Consider the following 19666-nt stretch of genomic DNA (forward strand, 5'->3'; position numbering starts at 1 on the left):
ACTTAATGGACATCCCTATAATAAATAAAGAGTATTTCATGATCAGGAAAAATTCGTCTTAAAGGATAGCTTAAAAAGAATTTTATGGTAGTCTGTGCGGCCATGTAACGACCCTGGTGATTGTATTAAATCAGTTGATTCATCATGGTGATGCATATTAAATTATTTAGTAATTAATGAATAACTTCAGCATACCAGCGCTTCGTGAATGTGTTTGTCATTCACTATATCTGTATGTAAAAAAAACCTTTTCCAGAAAATTGTTAGATCGTTAGATTTTAAAATGAATCCCCACCTGGCTCATTGCATGAGTCAAATAATGTCGGATAAATATATGAGCAATACACAGCATAAATTAGATAAAGCAAGGCCACCCCGCGTACAAATTACTTATGACGTGGATATTGGTGATGCACAAACCGTCAAGGAATTACCTCTGGTGATTGGCGTGATGGGCGATTTTAGTAAAACTAATGACTCCCTGCGTGAGCGCAAGTTCCTCAACATTGATAAAGACAATTTCAGCGGCATCATGGCGTCCATGAAACCTGAAGCGGAGTTTCTGGTGGAGAGCGCTTTGCCTGAGCACGCCGGAAATCTGGCCGTGTCGCTGACGTTCAACAGCATTGAAGATTTTTCGCCGGACAACATTGCCCGCCAGGTGGACCCGCTGCGCAAACTGATCGAACTGCGTGAGCAGCTGTGCGATTTGCGCAACCGCGCGGCCAGCAATGAACGCCTGAAAGAACAGCTTTCCGAGTTATTGCAGCAGCAAAATTTCACGTCGTTAAACCTCAGTGAAACGCAAGGAGAGCAGGAATGAGTGCTGAGCAAATTCTCAATGTGGCGGCCGGTTCTGCGCTGAGCGAAGATTATCTCGATAAAATCATTGATAACACCCAGGCCATTCGTCGCGAATCTGATCGCGGACGCATGAAGTCCCAGCTGAACAACTTCCTTGCCGAAGTGGTATCCGGCGCAGTCGTGGTATCGAGCGATCTCATCGGCAGCATCGAAGACCGTATCACGGCGATTGATGAGCTGCTCTCCAGCCAGATAAGCCTGATCATGCACGCACCAGAATTCCAGAGAAAGGAATCTTCCTGGCGTGGTCTGCATAAACTGGTGGAATCGAGCGTCACAGAAAATACCCAGGTGCGCCTGCTGCAATGCACCAAACAAGATTTGATGAAAGACTTTAAATCCGCGTCGGATTTCGATCAGTCGATGCTGTTTAAATGCGTCTACGAAAGCGAGTACGGTACTTTCGGTGGCGTGCCTTTCTCCGCGTTTGTCGGTGATTTCCAGTTCGATAACACCCCGCAGGATATCGAACTTCTCGAGCAAATTTCCCACGTCGCTGCCGCTGCACATGCGCCATTCCTGAGTGCCATCGCGCCTGGCATGTTGTCGATGAACGATTTCTCCGACATGCCGCGCCCGCGCGATCTGGCGAAAATGTTCGACACCACGGATTACGCCCGCTGGCGTTCATTCCGCCAGACAGACGACAGCCGCTACATCGGCCTGACGCTGCCTGCGGTGCTGGGCCGTATGCCGTATGGCGCCAAAACTGTGCCGGTCGAGACGTTCGGCTTTGAAGAGCAAATTCTGGAAAACGAAGTGGGCTCGGACTACCTGTGGATCAACTCCGCTTACGAATTAGCGGGCCGCATCGTCGACTCGTTCGAAGAGTACGGCTGGTGCGCCTCGATCCGTGGCGTGGAAGGCGGCGGCCTGGTCAATGCTCTGCCAACCTATCACTACGTGTCTGAAAGCGGTGAACGCGTCATGCAGTGCCCGACGCAGGTGGCCATTTCCGATCGCCGCGAGAAAGAGTTGTCCGATCTTGGCTTCATACCGCTGGTGCATTGTAAAGGCACTGACTATGCGGCGTTCTTCGCGGTGCAATCGGTCAACAAACCGCGCCTGTATAACTCGGATCAGGCAAACGCCAACGCACGTCTGTCCAGCCAGTTGCAGTACATCCTTGCAACGTCGCGTTTTGCTCACTACCTGAAATCTATCGTTCGCGACAAAGTCGGCAGCTTCATGTCACGCAGCGAATGCGAAGAATATTTGCAGAAATGGATCATGCAATACGTGGTCGCCTCTGATAACGCCGGGCCGGAAACCAAAGCCCGTTACCCGCTTCGTGAAGCGAGCGTTGAAGTGGTTGAAGTGCCTGGCTTCCCTGGCACCTTCCGCGCGATTGCCTATTTGAAACCTCACTTCCAGCTGGAAGGTTTAAGTATGTCACTACGTTTAGTCGCAGACTTGCCTGCGGCGGCCAACACGTAATTGTCATTTATAAAAGGAAATAAAAAATGGCGAAGTTAAAAGACTGTCAGTTCATCAAAATCACTATCGACGGCAAAGATGTTGCCGGTTCTTCCGAAGAGAAGAAATATAAAGGCTGGATGGAAGGTTTTTCCCCTGCGGGTCTGACCACCTATTCCGGGCCTGACGGCACCTATTTCGAGTCTTGCAGTGCTTCTATTCTGGTGACCAAAGAAACCAGCAATCTGTACGAGCAATACCTGAAACGCGGCTATAAAAAAATCGCGATCACTATTGTTCATCGCGGCTCAGACCAGTTCGACCAGGATTATGAAATTCAGCGTTCCGTTTATAACGACTGTAAGTTCAGCAGCCTGAGCTTTGATATGCGTGACAAGTTATTCATGAACCTGACATTCGGTTACGAAGGCATGGTTGAAGTCACCTTCAACGTGCCGAACGCGCTGGAATCCGGTCTGGATAAAATCGGGCCAATCAAATACGACATTCCTGAGAAAGCACTCAAGTAATCGTTATTTACAAAAAGCAGTGCGTAAGCACTGCTTTACTGACATGAGATTTCCAATGCCATCATTTTTACTTCGCCTCAGTGATAATCAGCCGCACATAGAAGAAGAAAATTACCGGAATGAAGACAAAAGCACCTGGCTAATGAACGAGCTTAAGATGCTTTTTTCTTCACGTTCGCGCTTTCCTGCCATTGAAAACATTCCACTGGTGAATGCATCAATTTTAAATTACGGCATCAATGAATCAGTTTCGCAGATTCAGGAAACCGATCGCCGGAAAATAGTCATTGAAGAACGGATTAAAAATACGTTGCAGCGCTTTGAGCCGCGATTAACTCAGGTGGAAATTATTACCAACACCAATAATCCTTCCAACGTCATATTTGAAATAAATGCATTTCATCAGGCATTGCCAATGAAATTCGCACTGGTCTGGGACGACTGTACGGGTAAGTTTTATTTCAATGAATAGGCTACTGTCGTATTACCAAAAAGAACTGACCTTTTTGAAACAGCATGGCAAAGCCTTTGCCAGCCGTTTTCCTAAAATCGCGCGCCGTCTCGGGATGATCGAAGGTGAGTCTGAAGACCCGCACGTCGAAAGAATCATCGAATCATTTGCGCTGTTAACCTCGCGCATTCATCAACGCTTAGATGACGATATGCCGGAAGTCACCGAAGCATTGCTGACCGCCATCGCACCACAATTTTTGCGTGCCATGCCATCAACCTGCATCGTGTCAGTTGAGCCTAACCGGCAAACCAGCGGCATTACCGATAAAAACACCATTGCCGCTGGGGCATCACTGTTTTCACGCCACATTGAAGACGTCGTGTGTCAGTTCCAGACGGTGTATCCGGTGGTGCTTTTACCCCTGTCGGTAGAAAAAGCCCGGCTGAACTTTAATGAAGAAGATCTTAACTGGCATCTGCACTTAGGTTTTCAGGTGTGGTCCGGCGCGGTGGTGGCAGGGGAATCTTTACGCCTGTTTCTGCACGGACCGAGTAACGCCGTGAATATCCTCTATACCCTGCTGTGCTCTGAAATCAGTCAGTTGCACGTCCATCAGGGCGAGGCATTTTACCCGCTGAAAAGCTCGGCGATAAGCCCGGCGGGTTTTACCCATGAAGAAGGATTGCTGGCACAAGATCCCCGCGTCGCGCCGATCCATGCGTTACTGCAGGACTATTTTTTCTTTCCACAAAAATTCTACTTTCTGGATATTCAGTTACCGGATTCTTTTCACGCCAGCGCCAATTCCCTGTTCAGTTTTGAAGTGGTGTTTAACCGCACGCACCTCAACCAGCACCTGGAGAAGCTGGCAAAAATTATTGATGCCTCTTTCTTCAGGCTTAACTGCACTCCGGCCATCAACCTGTTCGCCCAGCGCGCAGAGCCGATCACCCTGACGGAAAACACCGCCGAATACCCGGTGATTCCCGACATCCGCCGTCAGCAGCAGATTGACGTCTGGGCAATCAACCACGTGTTTATTCAGAGTAAAGAAGATAACGAGAGAGTCTCGCTGCCTGTTCAGCCGCTGTTTGGCATCGACCATTCGCGCCTTGAAGGCGATGCGGGTATTTACTGGCAAAGTTTCCAGCGCGAAACCATGACTGCCAGCGGTGCCGGACGGAAAGTGTTCATCGCCTTTGCGAACCGCAACACGCAGCCCGCCAGACCTGACGCCGACATAGTGACCCTCAGCCTGACCTGTACTAATCAGGCCATTCCGGGGCAGATGAAAAACGGTCATCCGGAGGGGGATTTTGACTCCGACCTGCCGCTGGCCGGGCTGAAGATCTGCGCGCTGAACCGCCCGACACGGCCAATCTTGCCGCCGGACAAGAGCGCCCTGCGCTGGCGTCTGATTTCCCAGCTTTCTCTCAATCATATGCTGCTGAGCGGCAGTCAGGGCGTGCAGGTACTGCGTGAAACGCTGATGCTGTACAACTTCCATGACCTGCCGGCGATCACCCGGATTATCAATATGATCCTGCATCTTGACGTGCAGCCGGTCACCACCCGGCTGGTGGCGAATGACCCGCAAACGCTGGCGCGCGGGGTGTCGCTGACGCTGACCTTCACTCATGAGGCGATCAACGAACCGGAATACTACCTGATGTGCTGTTTTCTGGATCACTTCCTGGGGCTGTATGCGCCCGTCAACAGTTTCACCCGCGTCACCACCCAGATTGAAAACGAAGCGCATACCCGCCGTCTCTGGCCGGTGCGCGCAGGGAAACTGTCATGGATTTAACGCGCATCACCAGCCGGTTCAATTTTTATCAGCAGGTCAGAACGTTGCTGCACAAGTTGCGGCACCGTAATACGCCCGCAGACACGCCCTCCGCCGACTTGCTGGACGCCAGACTGCGGCTGATCTCAACACTCTCGCTGGAAGCACCGGCGGGGCAAATTGCCAGCATTGAACAGGAGACGCCGGAAGATCCGCTTCGCGTGACGGTGTGGCAGAACGGGATGACCGGTGCGCTGGGCGCGTTACCGACGGCCTACAGTGAATGGATGATCGAGCGTCATTATCGTTATGGCGACCACAGCGCAAAAGCGTTCCTTGATATGTTCGGCCACCGGCTTTACTGCCTGGATTATCTGGCGTGGCAAAAAAACCATTTATATGCCCGCGCCGAATCGGAAACGCAGCCGCCCTTACAACAGGCGACGCTGGCGCTGACCGGCCTGCTGACCTCGATGTCCGTTTCCGGCGGCGAAAACTACGCCCATTTGTTCTCCTCACCGGTGCGATCGCTGGTCAATCTTGAAGTCTGGCTCAGCCATTACTACGGCGTGCCTGTGCACATCACGCCTTTTACCGGCGGCTGGAAAACGGTCGATCCTGCCGAGCACTGCCAGCTGGGAAAACCGGGGCAAACGCTGGACACCGCGCCGATGATTGGCCGCGTGCGCTGGGAAGTGCAGTCACATTTTGACGTCACGTTTGGCCCGATGGATCAGAACCAGTCGCAGCACTTTATCCCGCAGGGGAAGTTTTATCAGGAGATCTGGGGGCGCATTCAGGAGTACGTCGGGCCGGGTCTGGATTTCTCGATCCACCTCAGTATCAGCAGCCGCCACACCCTGCCCGTTCCGCTGGGCGCGGGGCAGCTCGGGCTGGGAATTTGTATTGGTCACCGCGACCCTGAGCAATTGCTCAAGGTTTGCCTGCCGGTCTACGCCGCATAACGTTGCATGCACTGCGCATTTCAAAAGGAAGATGAAAATGCTACTAACCGCAAAGCTCAAAGAGATGCAGAAAAATCATTTTCTGCACTGGAACGGCACCATCGCCTCTGACTTATTACTGCTTTCTTTGCAGGGCACGGAGTCTGTTTCCGCGCCTTTTTGCTATGAACTGCGTTCCATGACCGAAATGAATGAAAAAGGTCTGGCGGCGTTACAGGGCAAAGCGGTGTCATGCCAGATTGGCGACGGGAACCGCAACCTGCCCCAGCGCTACCTGCACGGTATTGTTACCCAGATCCAGCGTGGCCGGGATGCCAACAACCAGACAATCTGCATTCTCAAACTCGAACCTGCTTTTGCGCTGCTGCGCATGGGGCGCTCGATGCGCGTCTGGCAGAACATTTCGGTGCCAGATTTAGTCAAAAAACTGCTGGGTGAACACCAGATTAATCAGGTGGACGTGCAACTGGGCAGCACCTATCAGAAACGTGAATATTGCGTGCAGTACCGCGAGTCTGACTTCGATTTCATCAGCCGTCTGCTGGAAGAAGAAGGCATTTACTACTTCTTCAAACATCAGGCAGATAAACACACTCTGGTGCTGGCCGATCAGCCCGCCGGACATCCGGCCGCCAACGCGGGCAGTCTGGCCTGGCATCATCAGGGCGATGTGCTGACCGGGGGTAACATTGACAGCTGGTCTTCCAGTTCGCATCTGATGCCCGCAGAAGTCGCGCTATCCGGCTACAACATGCAAAAAGCGGCCAGTGTGGCCGACAAATACGCATCAACGTTAAAGGGCCAGAGCGTTGATAATCTGAACTTTACTGACATCACGCCGTTTGCCGAACGCTCGCAGCTCACCAGCAAAGCCAGAATCGTGATGGAAGGGTTTGAGACGAATACCACGCTGTACGAGGCAACGGTCAACGCCCACTGGCTGAGCTGCGGCGAAGTTTTCACCCTCACCGGCCACCCGACTGACAACGACACTTACCGCGTCCAGTCGCTGAGCCTCGAGGCCAGCAACAATTTTGAAAGCGGCACCGGCGGTTATCGCTGTGACATTCACGCACTGCGCAACAGCGTGAAATGGCGGCCAGTCTGCACCCGCACACCGCCCGATATTGCCGGTGTGTTGATCGCCAAAGTGGTCGGCCCTTCTTCCGAGGAGATCCACACCGATGAATTCGGGCGCATCAAAATCCAGTTCCCCTGGGACAGCGAAAACAAAAACGACGACACCAGCTCGTGCTGGGTGCGCCTTTCCCAACCCTGGGCGGGCAGCAAATTTGGTTTTCAGTTTATTCCCCGCGTCGGCAGCGAAGTGCTGGTCAGTTTTATTCAGGGCAATCCGGATTTTCCGCTGGTCACCGGCTCCGTTTACAACGGCCAGAACAAACTGCCGTTCACTTTACCGGACGAGAAAACCGAATCCGGCTTCGCGTCACGCAGCACCAGCAAAGGTGGAATGGAAGACGGCCACCGCCTGAGTTTTAACGATAAAAAAGGTGAAGAAAAGCTGACCATTACCGCGCAAAAGGATCTGTTACTGACGGTAAAAAATGATGTCACCAGCGAGGTGAAGCATGAAGTCAAAAGCAAAATCGGCGCCAACCGCAACACCGAAATCACCAAAGGCGACGACACGCTGGTGCTGAAACAAGGATCGCTGCACATCACCCTCAACAAAGGCGATATGCAGCAAAAAATCACCGGCAACATGACCACCAGCCTGAGCAACGGCAACTACTCCCTCACGGCGACCGGCGGCAGCGGCAAGATCAAAACCGACAAAAGCTGCGTGATCGAATCCACGCAGTCCATTGAGCTGAAAGTAGGCTCGAACAAAATCGCGATTTCACCGAGTGGCATCACCATCAGCGGCACGATGATCAAAATCGAAGGGTCAGGCACCGCAGAACTGAAAGGCGCAATGACCACGGTGCAGGGAAGCGGCATGACGCAGATTAAGGGCGGCATCATCAACATTGGTTAAGGAGGCATCATGTCCGATTACGGTTATCCCCACAGTGCGGGGGCGGCGCACTGGCATCAGGATGCGCAGCAACGCATCGCCGCCGGTCAGTGGGAAGAGGCGCTCACGCTGTGGGTTCAGCAGGCTTCGCCGCGCGCGTTAAGCCTGTGGCTGATCCGCATTTTGCGCGGTTCAGCCCAAACGGCGGCGGCGTCACTGCTGGATGAAATGCAGCGCTGGTACGCCGAACCCGACGAGAAACTGCGCTGGCAGATTTTCCATCACGCCGACACGCTCGGTTTTGAAACGCCGGCGGGTGCGCTTGCGCTGTCGCTGTTCTGGTCGCAAGGCAGCATGAGCCCGGAAGGGCTGGAGCCGGTCTATCCGCAGCCCCATCTGAGCCCGGAAATGCGTCGCTGCGTCTTGCTGATATTGGCCGCAGGCGACCCCGAAACACCGGCAGAGGGCACACGCCAACTGCTGACTCAGTGGATCCATCAGGAGAAAGCCTAATGGCACAACCCGCAGCTCGCGTTTCAGATATGCACGTTTGCCCGATGGTCACGCCCGGATTACCGCCCATCCCTCATGTGGGTGGCCCGATCTTGCCGCCTGGCGTGCCCACCGTGTTGATCGGCGGAATGCCTGCCGCCACCGTGGGGTCAATGGCCGTTTGCGTAGGCCCGGCGGACAGCATCGTCATGGGCAGTTTCAAAGTCCTGATCGGCAAAAAGCCTGCCGCCCGCATGGGTGACAGCTGTGCCCACGGCGGCACAATCGTCATGGGTTGCCCGAAAGTTCTCATCGGTTAAATACGTTTTTATTGGATAAAAAAGCATGTCAGCCATTCAGCCAGAAGTAGCCGCTCTTCTGATGCCCGTCAGCCCGGAAAATCCGGCAGGCATCAACCTGGAGTATGAACAAATTTATGATGATATCCGCAAAGCGCGGGAGAGCGACCCGGACTACCTTCCGCAGGATGAATGGACGATTGCTGAACCGCGCCGGGCAGACTGGCACAAAGTGCGCACATTGTGCGTCACGGCACTGACGCAGCAGAGTAAAGATCTGCAGGTCAGTTGCTGGTTTGCCGAGGCGCTGACCCATCTGCAAGGCATTGAAGGCACGGAAACGGGCTTTCAGTTTCTCAGCGAATTCATCACCCACTTTTGGTTTCAGTGCTGGCCTGCGCTGGACGATGACGGCGCCACATTCCGCTATGGCAAGCTCAGCCGGCTTGATCGCGATATCAGCCAGGCGCTGTATGTCCGCCCGCTGCTCAGGCAACCCGAGTCGGCGCTGGCGCACTGGCAGAAGGTGCTGGCGTTCGAGCACAAAATTTGCACCTGGCCGGATTCCCGTGACGACCTGATTGCCAAAGAAGGCGATCTGACCATGGAGAGTTTCGACAGTCTCGCGGCGACGTTTTCCTCGATTGAAATCAGTCAGCAGGATGAGATTCTGCAACGGTTACAGCTCCAGCTCGACCGGCTGGAATCCTGCTATTTCTCACTGAGCCAGGAAGAACCGCACGCGCTGTTTGCCCAGACGCGCCAGACGCTGAACGATCTGGCTGATTTCCTGCAACGTCTGGCACAGCGCGCCATTCCGCTGGCCAGCAACACCCTGAGCCTTAACTACGCGACACAACCCGAGGAAGAAGCGGCACCGGGTGAGGCGTTTATTGCGCCCGTCAGCCGCCAGACGATGTCCCGAGACGTTGCCATCAGCCAGATGTTGTCTATCGCTCACTTCTTTCGCCAGACCGAACCTTCAAGCCCGGTGCCTTTTCTGATGGAACGTGCGGCGCGCTGGGCCAACATGACGCTCACCGAATGGCTGGAAGAGATGCTCACCGACAGCGGCAGCCTGCGGGAAATCAACAACGTGTTAAAAGGACAGCAAGAGTGAAAGCCTTAAGGACGACGTTATTACTCCTGACTCTCGGGCTGATGCTCTCGGGTTGCTCCGGCGATCAGACGAAAAGCGTCTCTGCGGAGCAGCTGGCGGCAGATCAGGTCACCGCGCCGTTTGCTCAGGGCGGGATCACCCTCAGTATTAACGCTGAACCCGGCCTGAATGCCTGGAACGAGATCGCCAACAGCTGCACGGTGTTGGTCATTCAGGCGCAAAAAGCCAGCTCGCTCAATAAGATCCTCTCGAATCCGGCCCAGCTAAAAAGCCTGTTTAACGGTGCCGGCGCCGAGGATGACATTCTGAAGGTTGACCGCTACGCCGCCATGCCCGGCCAGAAAACCACCCTGCACATCGATCGCAGCGAGAACACCCGCCAGGTCGCGATAGTCGCCGGCTACTATCCGTTCCCGAAAAAGCAGCATATGGCGATGGTCAGCATTCCGGTCACCCTGACCAGCACCGGCTGGTGGACTAAAAAGTGGACGGCAGAATTATCGCCGCTGGTCCTCGACGTCACGCTGGGCAGCCAGAGCATCACGCAGCTGATAAAGAATGCCTCACCGCAAGACCTGCAGCCGCAAAAGGAACCTCAGGCCATCAAAACGCCGGACGACGCAGCCGCGAAGGGAGAGAAATAGAATGTATCCTGAACAACAGCAAATTTACTGGTACTCCGGGCTGTATCTGCAACCGCAGCATTTCCAGTCGGTGGATTTACATCACAGCTACATGCTGGCACAACAGCGCCAGCTGACGCAGCCGTGGAACGTCGGCGTGATCCAGTGCGATATCAATCCGGAAACGCTGGTGGATTTTTCTCTGAAAATCGACCACCTGCGTCTGATCCTGCCCTCCGGTTATTATCTGGAATATCCGGGTAACTGCCTGATTGAACCGCGTCAGTTCCGTGATGCCTGGAAGCAGCGCGAGAAACCTTTCACGCTGTGGCTGGCCTTGCGCCGCTTCGACCCCGGTCATCCGAACGTCAGCACAGGCACCAGCAGCCGCTGGATCAACCAAAGCGGCGATGGCGTGATGAAGGACGTCTATCACGACGGCCCTGAAAGTGCCGTGCCACGCATCGCGTATAACGTGCGCATTCTGAGCGAGGAAGAGAAAGAAACCGCCGTCGACTGCGAATGTTTGCCACTGCTGCAACTGCGCTATGACAACGACCGCGTCATGCTCGATCCGCGTTTCAGCCCGCCCGCAGTCACGCTGGCAGGCTCACCGGCGCTCAAAAATCTGCTGGAAGGGATACGCGCCGAACTCAGCAGCCGCGCCCATAAACTCGAAGAATACAAACGCCCGGAGCACCTGAGTGACATCGGCAAAAGCGCCGGTGACATCACGCAGCTTCTGGCGATGCGCTCGTTAAACCGCGCGCTGCCGCTGCTCGAACATTATTGCCGCGCACCGGCCCTGCATCCGTGGCATATCTACGGACTGCTGATCCAGCTGGTGGGGGAGATTTCCTCCTTCAACGACATGTGCTCGTTTAATGGCGAATGGCATGATGGCGGCGCCGCGCTGCTGCCTTACGATCACTACCGTTTAATTGACTGTTTTAACAGTGTCAAAAAAACGCTGATCACCCTGCTCAACGGGCTGGCGCTGGAAGACAACACCTACGTCACGCTCAAACCTGATGACCAGAAGATTTACCGTGGCGAGTTGCTGACAGCCAAAGCCCCGGCGGGCAGCAAGGTGCTGTTGCTGCTGCGTTCGGAAAAACTCGAATCCTGGCACGTTCAGTTCACCGGCGGCGGCGAGTTCAAAATCGCCAGCCAGGATGCCATCAGCGCGCTCATTCAGCACGCGTTACCCGGCATCTCCTCGCAATGGGAAAACCCGTCACCGCGCGGCGTCCCCAACCGCAAAGACTCCTATTACTTCGTGCTGAACCAACATGAACACGCCTGGAAACATGTTGAACAGCAGAAAAACATCGCTTTCTACTGGGCCGATGCGCCCGAAGATTTACAGGTACAACTGGTGTTCATGGTGCCATCACAATGAAACTGATCGACTGCTATTTACCGGTGTTTAAACTGGCCGCCCGCTTTGCCCATCAGCCCGAGCTTTTCGAGGATTACGGCACATTCCACGCGCTTTGCATCACCCGGCTCGAACAGGCGGTGCAGGAAGCAGAACATCACGACATTTCAGATTTTGAACGGGATCAGGCGTTCTTCGCTGTGGTTGTCTGGCTGGATGAAACCGTGCTGTGTTCCACCCTGCCCTTCGCGCAAAACTGGCGCACCGATCTGCTGCAACGCCGGTATTTCCAGACCGCCATCGGCGGTGAGATGTTCTTTGCCCGGCTGAGCCACCTGAAAGAAGAGCATTTGCAGGCGCGACAGGTGTTTCTGTTCTGCCTGCAACACGGTTTTCACGGCAAATACAGCACCGGGCAGGAGCAACCGGCGCTGTCGGCGTTGATTGACAGCCAGCGGAGCCTGTGTCTGCCGCAGGAATGGCAGACATGGCCGAATGACGCAGAGATAACGCCGGTGATCCTGCGCAAACGCTCGCTCGCGTCGTCCTCAAAGAGCCGCATCATCCTTGCCGTGCTGGGTATCGCGTTGATTCACGCCACCCTGGTACTTCTTCAGACCCTTTATTTTTCATAAGAACGTATGCTGAAAAAATTATTCGTTTTCGCCGGATGGCTGCTGCTGTTGTGCCTGGTGTTTCTGTTTTGCTGCACCGTCGGGCTGTGGCTGGAATGGAGTACGGGCACCATTTTACTGGTCTGGCTGGGTGTGCTGGTGGCCGGAGTGCTGCTGTGGGGCGCACTCCTCTGGTTCACATTGCTGATCAAAGAGAAGAGAGTTAACCGTTTCTTCCAGAAGTTTCGTCTTTCCCGCCGGGAATACGTGCTGTTTGAGCACTGGAAATCCGGTGCGGCGGTGGTGAAACGCATTCAGCGCAAACGCCCGCCGATCCCCTGGTATCTGCTGCTGGGCGACCGCTGCGGCAAAACCTCTTTGCTGGCGGGTTCCGGTCTGCCGATGTTTTCAAACGACGCAGGGGATAACACCGTTGTCCCAACCTATACCCTGCGCTGGTGGTTTTTCCGTAACGTCTGTTTCCTCGATCTTTCCGGGAATTTCCTGACCGGCGCACCTGCGTTCCAGCGCGCATGGGGAAAACTGGTTGGCTGGATGGCGAAAGTCCCCGCACCGGCAGGCGTGATGATTGGCCTGTCCGTGACCGATCTGATGAATGACGATATCAGCACGCTGCACGATAAAGCCCGCAAAATCCGCGCGCAAATCGAGCCGCTGATGCGCAAACTTAAACGTCAGTTGCCGCTGTATATCACCATTACCCAGTGCGACAAATTCCCGGCGTTCAGCCTGTGGACGCAACACCTTTCCGCCGAACAGCAACAACAGGTGCTGGGATATTACTGGCAGACGCCACCGGACATCGACGGCAAAGATGCTTCCACCCTGCTGCCGCTGGTTACCGCACTGAAAAACGGTTTCGATCTCGCACGCCTCAGCATGGCCGGTACCCCGGTTGCGCCAGACGTGCGTGCGGCGCTGCTTGATTTCCCGGAAGCGTTTATCGGGCTGCAAAATCCGTTGCTGGTTTTCCTGGCATCACTGTGTGAGCCCAACGCCTACTTCACCAATACCTCCCTTGGCGGCGTATGGTTTACGGCCAGCGAGCAGCAGGATAAAAACAGGAGTCGCCGTACCTCCTATTTTGTCCACGATTTGCTGATGCATTATCTGCCTGCGTTCAGCAGCACCCGTGACGTGCTCTGGCAGCACAATAAAAGAGTCCGCCTGGTGGCCGGGCGTCTGTTGCTGCTCGGCTGTGTCATCGCGCTTGGCTACAGCGCGGTGAAAAGCGCCGGATTAATGCAGCGCAACTACGCCACGCTTTCCTCGGCGTCGCTGGCAGAATTACTGGTCAAAAACGAAAGCCGCCACAACGCACCGCTGGTTTACCTGCCGTTTTCCACCGTACTCAATTACCAGCACCGGCTGATTGAACAGCGTCTGATGACCACGCTGCCGCCACAGGTTCTCAGCAGCGCGCAGATGATTTCAGGGTATCAGCAGGCGTTTATGGATGCTTCTGCACAGGCTCAGCGCCAGATGGTGCTTGATCTGGCGCACACCATCATCACCCGGCAGGACATGCGTGACAACGTCACTCTCGACGCGCTCAGCCGTCAACCGGCGATCCCTGATGCCCTGCGGCTCAACGCGCCAGATCCGGCGGCGACCGAACACGCACGGCTGGCGCAGGAGCGCTGGGTGATGCAACAGCCGATGAGCGCAGAGCATCTGGCAGCGCTGCACCGCCTGTTATCCACCCTGATCAATTACGATCAGTCGCTGGCATGGCTGGTGGCACCGGCTGATTCTCTGCCAGCGTTTCAGACCCGGGAGTTCTGGCCGCAAACGCAGGATGAGGAGACGCTGTCAGGCATCTGGACACGTCAGGGCGAAGCGCAACTGACCGAATGGGTGGCGTTGATCAATCAGGCGGGTGGCCGCACAGAGGAACCGCTGCTCCGGCATTTCATGCAGACGTTGCCGGTGCAGCGCCAGAACGCGTGGCGTGACCTGCTGCTTTCCGTGACCCCGTGGCTGCAAAACGGTGAGCCGCGTTCGCTGACGCAGAGCCAGCTGATTGCGCTAAGCCAGGGGCAAAGCCCTGGGATTAAATTCGCGCAACGCATCGCCTTTGAACTCGACAACATCCCGGACAGCCATGCCCAGGTGTGGCTGAGTGAGCTGCGCCGGTTACAAAAACTTCCGTCGCAGGCGGCGGTACACCCGACCCTGCAAAAAGTACAACGGGCCGATGCGAAACTGCGCGTCGGGCTGACGAAATGGTTACAAGGCGGATCTTCCGCCACGTCCGCAACGTCAGCGGTACCGCAAACCGCAGTGTGGCTGAAATGGCAGTCCGCGCTCACCGCCGCGACCGGTGAAGCACTCAATCAGGCGGCGCTCAGCCCGGTATTGACACAAGGGCTGTTCGCGACCCAGACCGATGCAAAAACCGTTAACCCGCTGGTCACCCTGTTCGCCAGTTTTGACCAGTTGCACAAAGCGATGCAAACGCACAGCGATGAAGCGGGCGTTGAAGCGGTCTGGACGCTGTATAAAAGCGATGCCAGTGCGCTGCTCTCCCACGCGCTGGCCCGTTCCGCCTGCTGGCTCAATGAACAGTGGCACAGCAAAATCATGTGGCCGATGAGTAAAAATGCCATCGGGCAGGATTACGCTTCCCAGCAAAGCCTGACCTGGCAGTATCTTGCCGACTTCGTGCGCGGGCCCGCCAAAGGGCTGCTGATCGTCAGCGATGAAGGGCCGCAGCCGGGTCAGTTCCGCGGTCAGACACTGCCGCTGAACGAAGAGTTTGTACGGATCGCCCGCTATATGCTCAATCCTGAAGACGTGCTCGACGTCCCGCAGCGCAAGAACACGCAGAACGCCGATCAGCTTTCCGTGCTGGATGACCAACTGCAACAACTGACGCAGCAGAAAAAAGTGCTGGAGCAAAAACCTTACAGCCTGACTATCGTCAGCGGCCCGGCAACCGTGCCGGAGGGCGCGCGCCTGATCCCAACCGGTGTCCGTCTTACGCTGGAATGCACGAACGGCAGCAAAGTGCTCGACAGCATGAACTTCGCCGAACAGGCCCAGTTCATCTGGTATCCCGGCCAGTGCCAGACCGTCAACGTTGACGTGAAATTCCCCGCGTTCACCGCGTCTTATCGTTATACCGGAGACAGCGCGTGGCCTGATTTTCTCGAGAATTTCGCCGGTGGCGAAGCACTGCTTGATGCGCGGGATTTTGATGACAACGCAGATTCTCTGACCGCGCTGAACATCAAACATGTGCTGGTGCGCTTTAAACTGGCGGATCAGGCCATTTTGCAAAATGCCTGGGCGGGCTGGGCAAATGTTGCTGAGCAAGTGGACGCTCTCAACGAACAAAAACGGGCGCTGGAACAGCAGCATCAAAACCAGACCCCCTCGGCAGCACTGCGCGGGCGCATGTCCGAGCTTCCGGAAAACGCGGCTGACTGCCGGTAATTGAATAAAAGGGATATTTATGAGCAGCTATTTAAAACGCATCGTCGACAAACTCACCCCGGAAAGCCGCAGCTGTCTGGATGCCGCGGTCAGTCAGGCGATTTCGCGCACCCACCATGAAGTGGACGTTGAGCATCTTTTGCTGGCGGTGATTGTCCAGCACAGCGATCTGATGGAAAGCCTGAATTTAGGCGCAGGTCTGGCGGCGGATGCCTTGCTGAGCGCCACCCAGCAGGCGCTGAACACCTTTCGCAGCGGCAACAGCCGCGCGCCGGTCTTTTCGACCGGGCTGGTTCAGTGGCTGGAAAAAGCCTGGCTGCACGCCAGCGCCAGCTGGGGACACACCCAGCTCGCCCCGGCCGCCCTGCTGGCCTGTCTGCTGGAAGAGAACACAGCACCGTCGTTAACCAGCGGCGTGCGTAAGGCGCTGAACTGCCAGCGGGATGCGGCGGAACAGCTGTTGCTTGACGCGTGCCACACCCGCGAAAATGCAGCGTCTCCGGCCACGCAGAGCAGCAACAGCGCACTCGGCAAATTTACCCGCAATCTGAGCGCCCAGGCCCGTAAGGGTGAACTGGATCCGGTGCTGGGGCGCGAAGCAGAAATACGTCAGATGATCGACATCCTGCTGCGTCGCCGCCAGAACAACCCTATTCTCACCGGCGAACCGGGGGTGGGGAAAACGGCGCTGGTGGAAGGCCTGGCGCTGCGGATCGCCGCTGGCAACGTGCCGGAGGTGCTCAGACAGATGGACGTGCTGACGCTGGATCTCGGTCTGTTACAGGCCGGAGCCAGCGTGAAGGGCGAATTTGAAAACCGTTTACAGGCGCTGATGAAAGAGATCGCCAGCGCACCTCAGCCGGTCATTTTGTTTATCGACGAAGCCCATACGCTGATTGGCGCGGGCGGTCAGGCCGGACAAAACGACGCGGCAAACCTGCTGAAACCGGCGCTGGCGCGTGGTGAACTGCGCGTGGTGGCGGCGACAACGTGGGCGGAATACAAAAAGTATTTTGAGAAAGATGCCGCGCTGACCCGCCGTTTCCAGCTGGTGCAGGTGGCTGAACCGGGTATCGACAGCGCCACCGCCATGCTGCGTGCCATTGCACCGGCCATGTCTCGCCACCACGGCGTGCAGATCCTCGAAAGTGCGATCCATGCCGCCGTCAATCTCTCCAGCCGCTATATCGCCGGGCGACAACTGCCGGACAAATCCGTCAGTCTGCTGGATACCGCCTGCGCCCGCGTGGCGGTGTCACAGTCTCACCATCCGAAAGAGATCGAAGACATCAACGCCCTGCTCAGCAATCTGCACACCGAGCGCGAGGCCTTACAAAAGGAAGGACAGCACGATCAGCGGCTGGCGACGCTGGCGCTGCGGGAAACTGAGCTGCTGGCCGATCTCGCCCATCTCCGGCCACTGTGGGAACAGCAAAAGAGTCTGGTGCAGCAACTGCAACAAAGTCGTGATGAGAGCGCTATCGCCGCCTGGCGCAGGGAGCTGGCTGAGCTGCATGAGGCTCATGCGCTGGTGTTTGAATGCGTTGATGCCACCTGTATCGCCGATGTGGTTTCCGGCTGGACCGGTGTGCCACTTGGCCGCATGGTAGAAAAACAACAGCAACAGTTGGGCGAATTACTTCACCGCCTGGAACAGCGGGTTATCGGCCAGCGCCACGCGCTCTCCACCATCGCCACACAAGTGCGCATCAGCCGCGCCAATCTGAACGATCCGCTGAAACCGACCGGGGTGTATATGCTGGCAGGTTCATCGGGTATCGGTAAAACCGAAACAGCGCTGGTGCTGGCAGATTTACTGTACGGCGGTGAGCAAAGTCTGGTGACCATTAACATGTCGGAATATCAGGAAGCACACAGCGTGTCCGGCCTGAAAGGATCGCCGCCGGGTTATGTCGGTTACGGTCAGGGTGGCGTGCTGACCGAAGCGGTGAAACGCAATCCGTACAGCGTCGTGCTGCTCGACGAAGTGGAAAAGGCGCACCCGGACGTCATGGAGCTGTTTTATCAGGTATTCGATAAAGGGATGATTGAAGACGCGGAAGGTCAGTTAATCAACTTCCGTAACACGCTGATTATCATGACATCCAATCTGGCCAGCGCGAAAATCACCGCCGCCTGCGCCGAAGGGGAAACGTCGCCGGAAGCCCTGTGTACGCTGATCCGCCCGGAGTTCGAGCACGTGTTCCGCCCGGCATTGATGGGGCGTGTCACGCTGATCCCTTACCTGCCGCTGCAACCGAAAACGCTGGCGCAAATCATCAGGCTGAAGCTGGATCGCATCTGCCAGCGCTATCACGCCGCCAGCAACGGCGAGGTGCAACTGAGTTACAGCGAGAGCGTGGTGAGCTGGGTGGCAGAACTCTGTCAGGTGATGCAGAGCGGTGCCCGTGATATCGATCAGGCGCTGAACCGGCACATTCTGCCGTTGCTGACCGACACCCTGTTGCAGGATGAGAAACCCGTCCGGGGCGGCCTGAAGATTGGCGTCAGCAAGGATAAACTCGTGACATGGAGGGCTCATGACAAAAGTTAATTACAGCGTGACGCCGGGCGATGTGAAAATCAGCTGCCACGATCCCCGGCATCATCACGAGTTTTTACTGCTCAGTAACAGCGTGAACGGCTGGAAAGGCCACGTGCACGACCGGTCATGGTGGCTCACGCAGGAAAACCAGTGCCTGGAGATTTTTCAGCGCCACGGCTACGACCTGCAAAGCGGCGTCTGGTTTTGTCTGATCAGCTGCCAGCGCCACGGCTGGGCGGGTATGGCGAACGCCACACTGCTGCTGGCGGAAGGTTTTGGCAAGAAGCAGCGCCAGTGCTGGCCGCCGGTGGCCGCAACCGATCTGCGTCAGCAAATTATCGAATGGTATTCCACCCATGCGGCGACCAGCCTGTACGGTCTGCCGCTAAACAGCGCAGAAGTCGATACCCTTCAGCAACTTGAAGGGGCGGTGTCGATGATGCTGGAACACGCGCTGGCCCTGCAATCGCGCAGTCAGGCCCCCCTGCGCAATCTGCTCGACTATCTGCAATCGAGCCGACAAACGCTGCAAAAGCGTGCCCTGATGGCGAAACCGGCCGTGCCCGACGTCGCGCCTGCGCTGGTAACGCCTCCTGCAATGGTGCCGGTGATCAAACCGGCACCCTTGCCTGCGCCACGCCCATGGAAAGCCTGGCTTTGCGGCGGCGGCGTGGGCATTGCGGTCACGGTATGCGTGATGAGTACCATGAACTGGCTGGCGCAACCCTCAGCGGCGATCCGCCTGAATGCGCTCTGGCCTGGGAATGCATTCTCGGCCCGCTGGCAAAATCATCACACCGAACTGAGTGCCACGTTGCCGGACATCAACAGCTGGGCGCTGGTGAACAACCAGCTAAACAGTGTCGAGCTGCGTTTGCTGGAAGCTGAACAAAAGCGCAAACCCTATATGACGATTTCTGAGCTGAAAACCGCGATTTATCAGATGCGCCAGACACTCCAGCAGGGTGGCGAACCGGTGCAGGCGCAGCTGGATGACCTGCAACGTAAGCTCGACAAACAGCAACCCGTCAGCAACGCCGAGATTAAACAAATTACTGAACATCTCGAGGCGTTAAACAGCCGGTTGATACTTTTAACGAATAAACAGTAGCCGCACAGAAAAAATCACAACGTTTTGGA

Annotated in this window: 16 protein-coding genes; all 16 read left to right on the top strand. The window is 56.0% G+C overall.

All coding sequences use genetic code 11. The features are described 5' to 3' along the window. The first annotated feature begins 334 nt into the window (after window positions 1–334). From tssB to J1779_RS16660, 16 genes are read left to right on the top strand one after another with little or no spacing between them, the layout of a single operon-like run. Window positions 335–823 (top strand): type VI secretion system contractile sheath small subunit, encoded by a 489-nt coding sequence (gene tssB / locus J1779_RS16585; RefSeq protein ID WP_136375139.1) that lies wholly within the window; start codon window positions 335–337, stop codon window positions 821–823. Further along, complete coding sequence (gene tssC / locus J1779_RS16590; RefSeq protein WP_217204288.1) at window positions 820–2301, top strand: type VI secretion system contractile sheath large subunit; 1482 nt, start codon at window positions 820–822, stop codon at window positions 2299–2301. The genes tssB and tssC overlap by 4 nt, the downstream gene beginning before the upstream one ends. Window positions 2302–2327: 26 nt before the next feature. Further along, complete coding sequence (locus tag J1779_RS16595; protein WP_056772552.1) at window positions 2328–2810, top strand: hypothetical protein; 483 nt, start codon at window positions 2328–2330, stop codon at window positions 2808–2810. Window positions 2811–2865: 55 nt separating this feature from the next. After that, window positions 2866–3282: a GPW/gp25 family protein gene (locus J1779_RS16600; protein WP_056772556.1), complete on the top strand. Its 417-nt coding sequence runs from the start codon at window positions 2866–2868 to the stop codon at window positions 3280–3282. Continuing rightward, window positions 3275–5071: a type VI secretion system baseplate subunit TssF gene (gene tssF / locus J1779_RS16605; RefSeq protein WP_217204289.1), complete on the top strand. Its 1797-nt coding sequence runs from the start codon at window positions 3275–3277 to the stop codon at window positions 5069–5071. Before J1779_RS16600 ends, tssF begins: the two co-directional genes overlap by 8 nt. Next, on the top strand, window positions 5062–6015 hold the full coding sequence (gene tssG, locus J1779_RS16610) for a type VI secretion system baseplate subunit TssG (protein ID WP_183849191.1): 954 nt from the start codon (window positions 5062–5064) through the stop codon (window positions 6013–6015). The genes tssF and tssG overlap by 10 nt, the downstream gene beginning before the upstream one ends. Before the next feature lie 37 nt (window positions 6016–6052). Further along, a complete protein-coding gene (locus J1779_RS16615; protein ID WP_217204290.1) occupies window positions 6053–8014 on the top strand; it encodes a type VI secretion system Vgr family protein in 1962 nt (653 codons plus the stop codon). A 9-nt stretch (window positions 8015–8023) separates the two neighbouring features. After that, window positions 8024–8506 carry a DUF6931 family protein gene (locus tag J1779_RS16620; RefSeq protein ID WP_217204291.1) on the top strand — a complete coding sequence of 161 codons (483 nt, stop codon included), beginning with the start codon at window positions 8024–8026 and terminating at the stop codon, window positions 8504–8506. Continuing rightward, window positions 8506–8805 carry a PAAR domain-containing protein gene (locus J1779_RS16625; protein WP_217204292.1) on the top strand — a complete coding sequence of 100 codons (300 nt, stop codon included), beginning with the start codon at window positions 8506–8508 and terminating at the stop codon, window positions 8803–8805. Before J1779_RS16620 ends, J1779_RS16625 begins: the two co-directional genes overlap by 1 nt. A gap of 25 nt (window positions 8806–8830) precedes the next feature. Beyond that, window positions 8831–9904: a type VI secretion system protein TssA gene (tssA, locus tag J1779_RS16630; protein WP_217204293.1), complete on the top strand. Its 1074-nt coding sequence runs from the start codon at window positions 8831–8833 to the stop codon at window positions 9902–9904. Continuing rightward, the gene (tssJ, locus tag J1779_RS16635) at window positions 9901–10548 is read left to right on the top strand and encodes a type VI secretion system lipoprotein TssJ (protein ID WP_338019867.1); all 648 of its coding nucleotides are present in this window, start codon (window positions 9901–9903) and stop codon (window positions 10546–10548) included. The genes tssA and tssJ overlap by 4 nt, the downstream gene beginning before the upstream one ends. 1 nt (window position 10549) lies before the next feature. Next, window positions 10550–11929 (top strand): type VI secretion system baseplate subunit TssK, encoded by a 1380-nt coding sequence (gene tssK / locus J1779_RS16640; RefSeq protein ID WP_217204294.1) that lies wholly within the window; start codon window positions 10550–10552, stop codon window positions 11927–11929. Next, window positions 11926–12543, top strand: coding sequence for a DotU family type IV/VI secretion system protein (locus J1779_RS16645; protein ID WP_217204295.1), 618 nt, complete (start codon window positions 11926–11928; stop codon window positions 12541–12543). Before tssK ends, J1779_RS16645 begins: the two co-directional genes overlap by 4 nt. Window positions 12544–12549: 6 nt before the next feature. Then, entirely contained in the window at window positions 12550–15981 is a 3432-nt protein-coding gene (locus J1779_RS16650) for a type VI secretion protein IcmF/TssM N-terminal domain-containing protein (RefSeq protein WP_217204296.1), read from the top strand. A gap of 19 nt (window positions 15982–16000) precedes the next feature. Beyond that, on the top strand, window positions 16001–18535 hold the full coding sequence (gene tssH / locus J1779_RS16655) for a type VI secretion system ATPase TssH (RefSeq protein ID WP_217204297.1): 2535 nt from the start codon (window positions 16001–16003) through the stop codon (window positions 18533–18535). Further along, the gene (locus J1779_RS16660) at window positions 18522–19637 is read left to right on the top strand and encodes a VasL domain-containing protein (protein WP_217204298.1); all 1116 of its coding nucleotides are present in this window, start codon (window positions 18522–18524) and stop codon (window positions 19635–19637) included. Before tssH ends, J1779_RS16660 begins: the two co-directional genes overlap by 14 nt. The last annotated feature ends 29 nt before the right edge of the window (window positions 19638–19666 follow it).

The organism is Rahnella rivi, from assembly GCF_019049655.1.
GTDB classification, from domain to species: Bacteria; Pseudomonadota; Gammaproteobacteria; order Enterobacterales; family Enterobacteriaceae; genus Rahnella; species Rahnella rivi.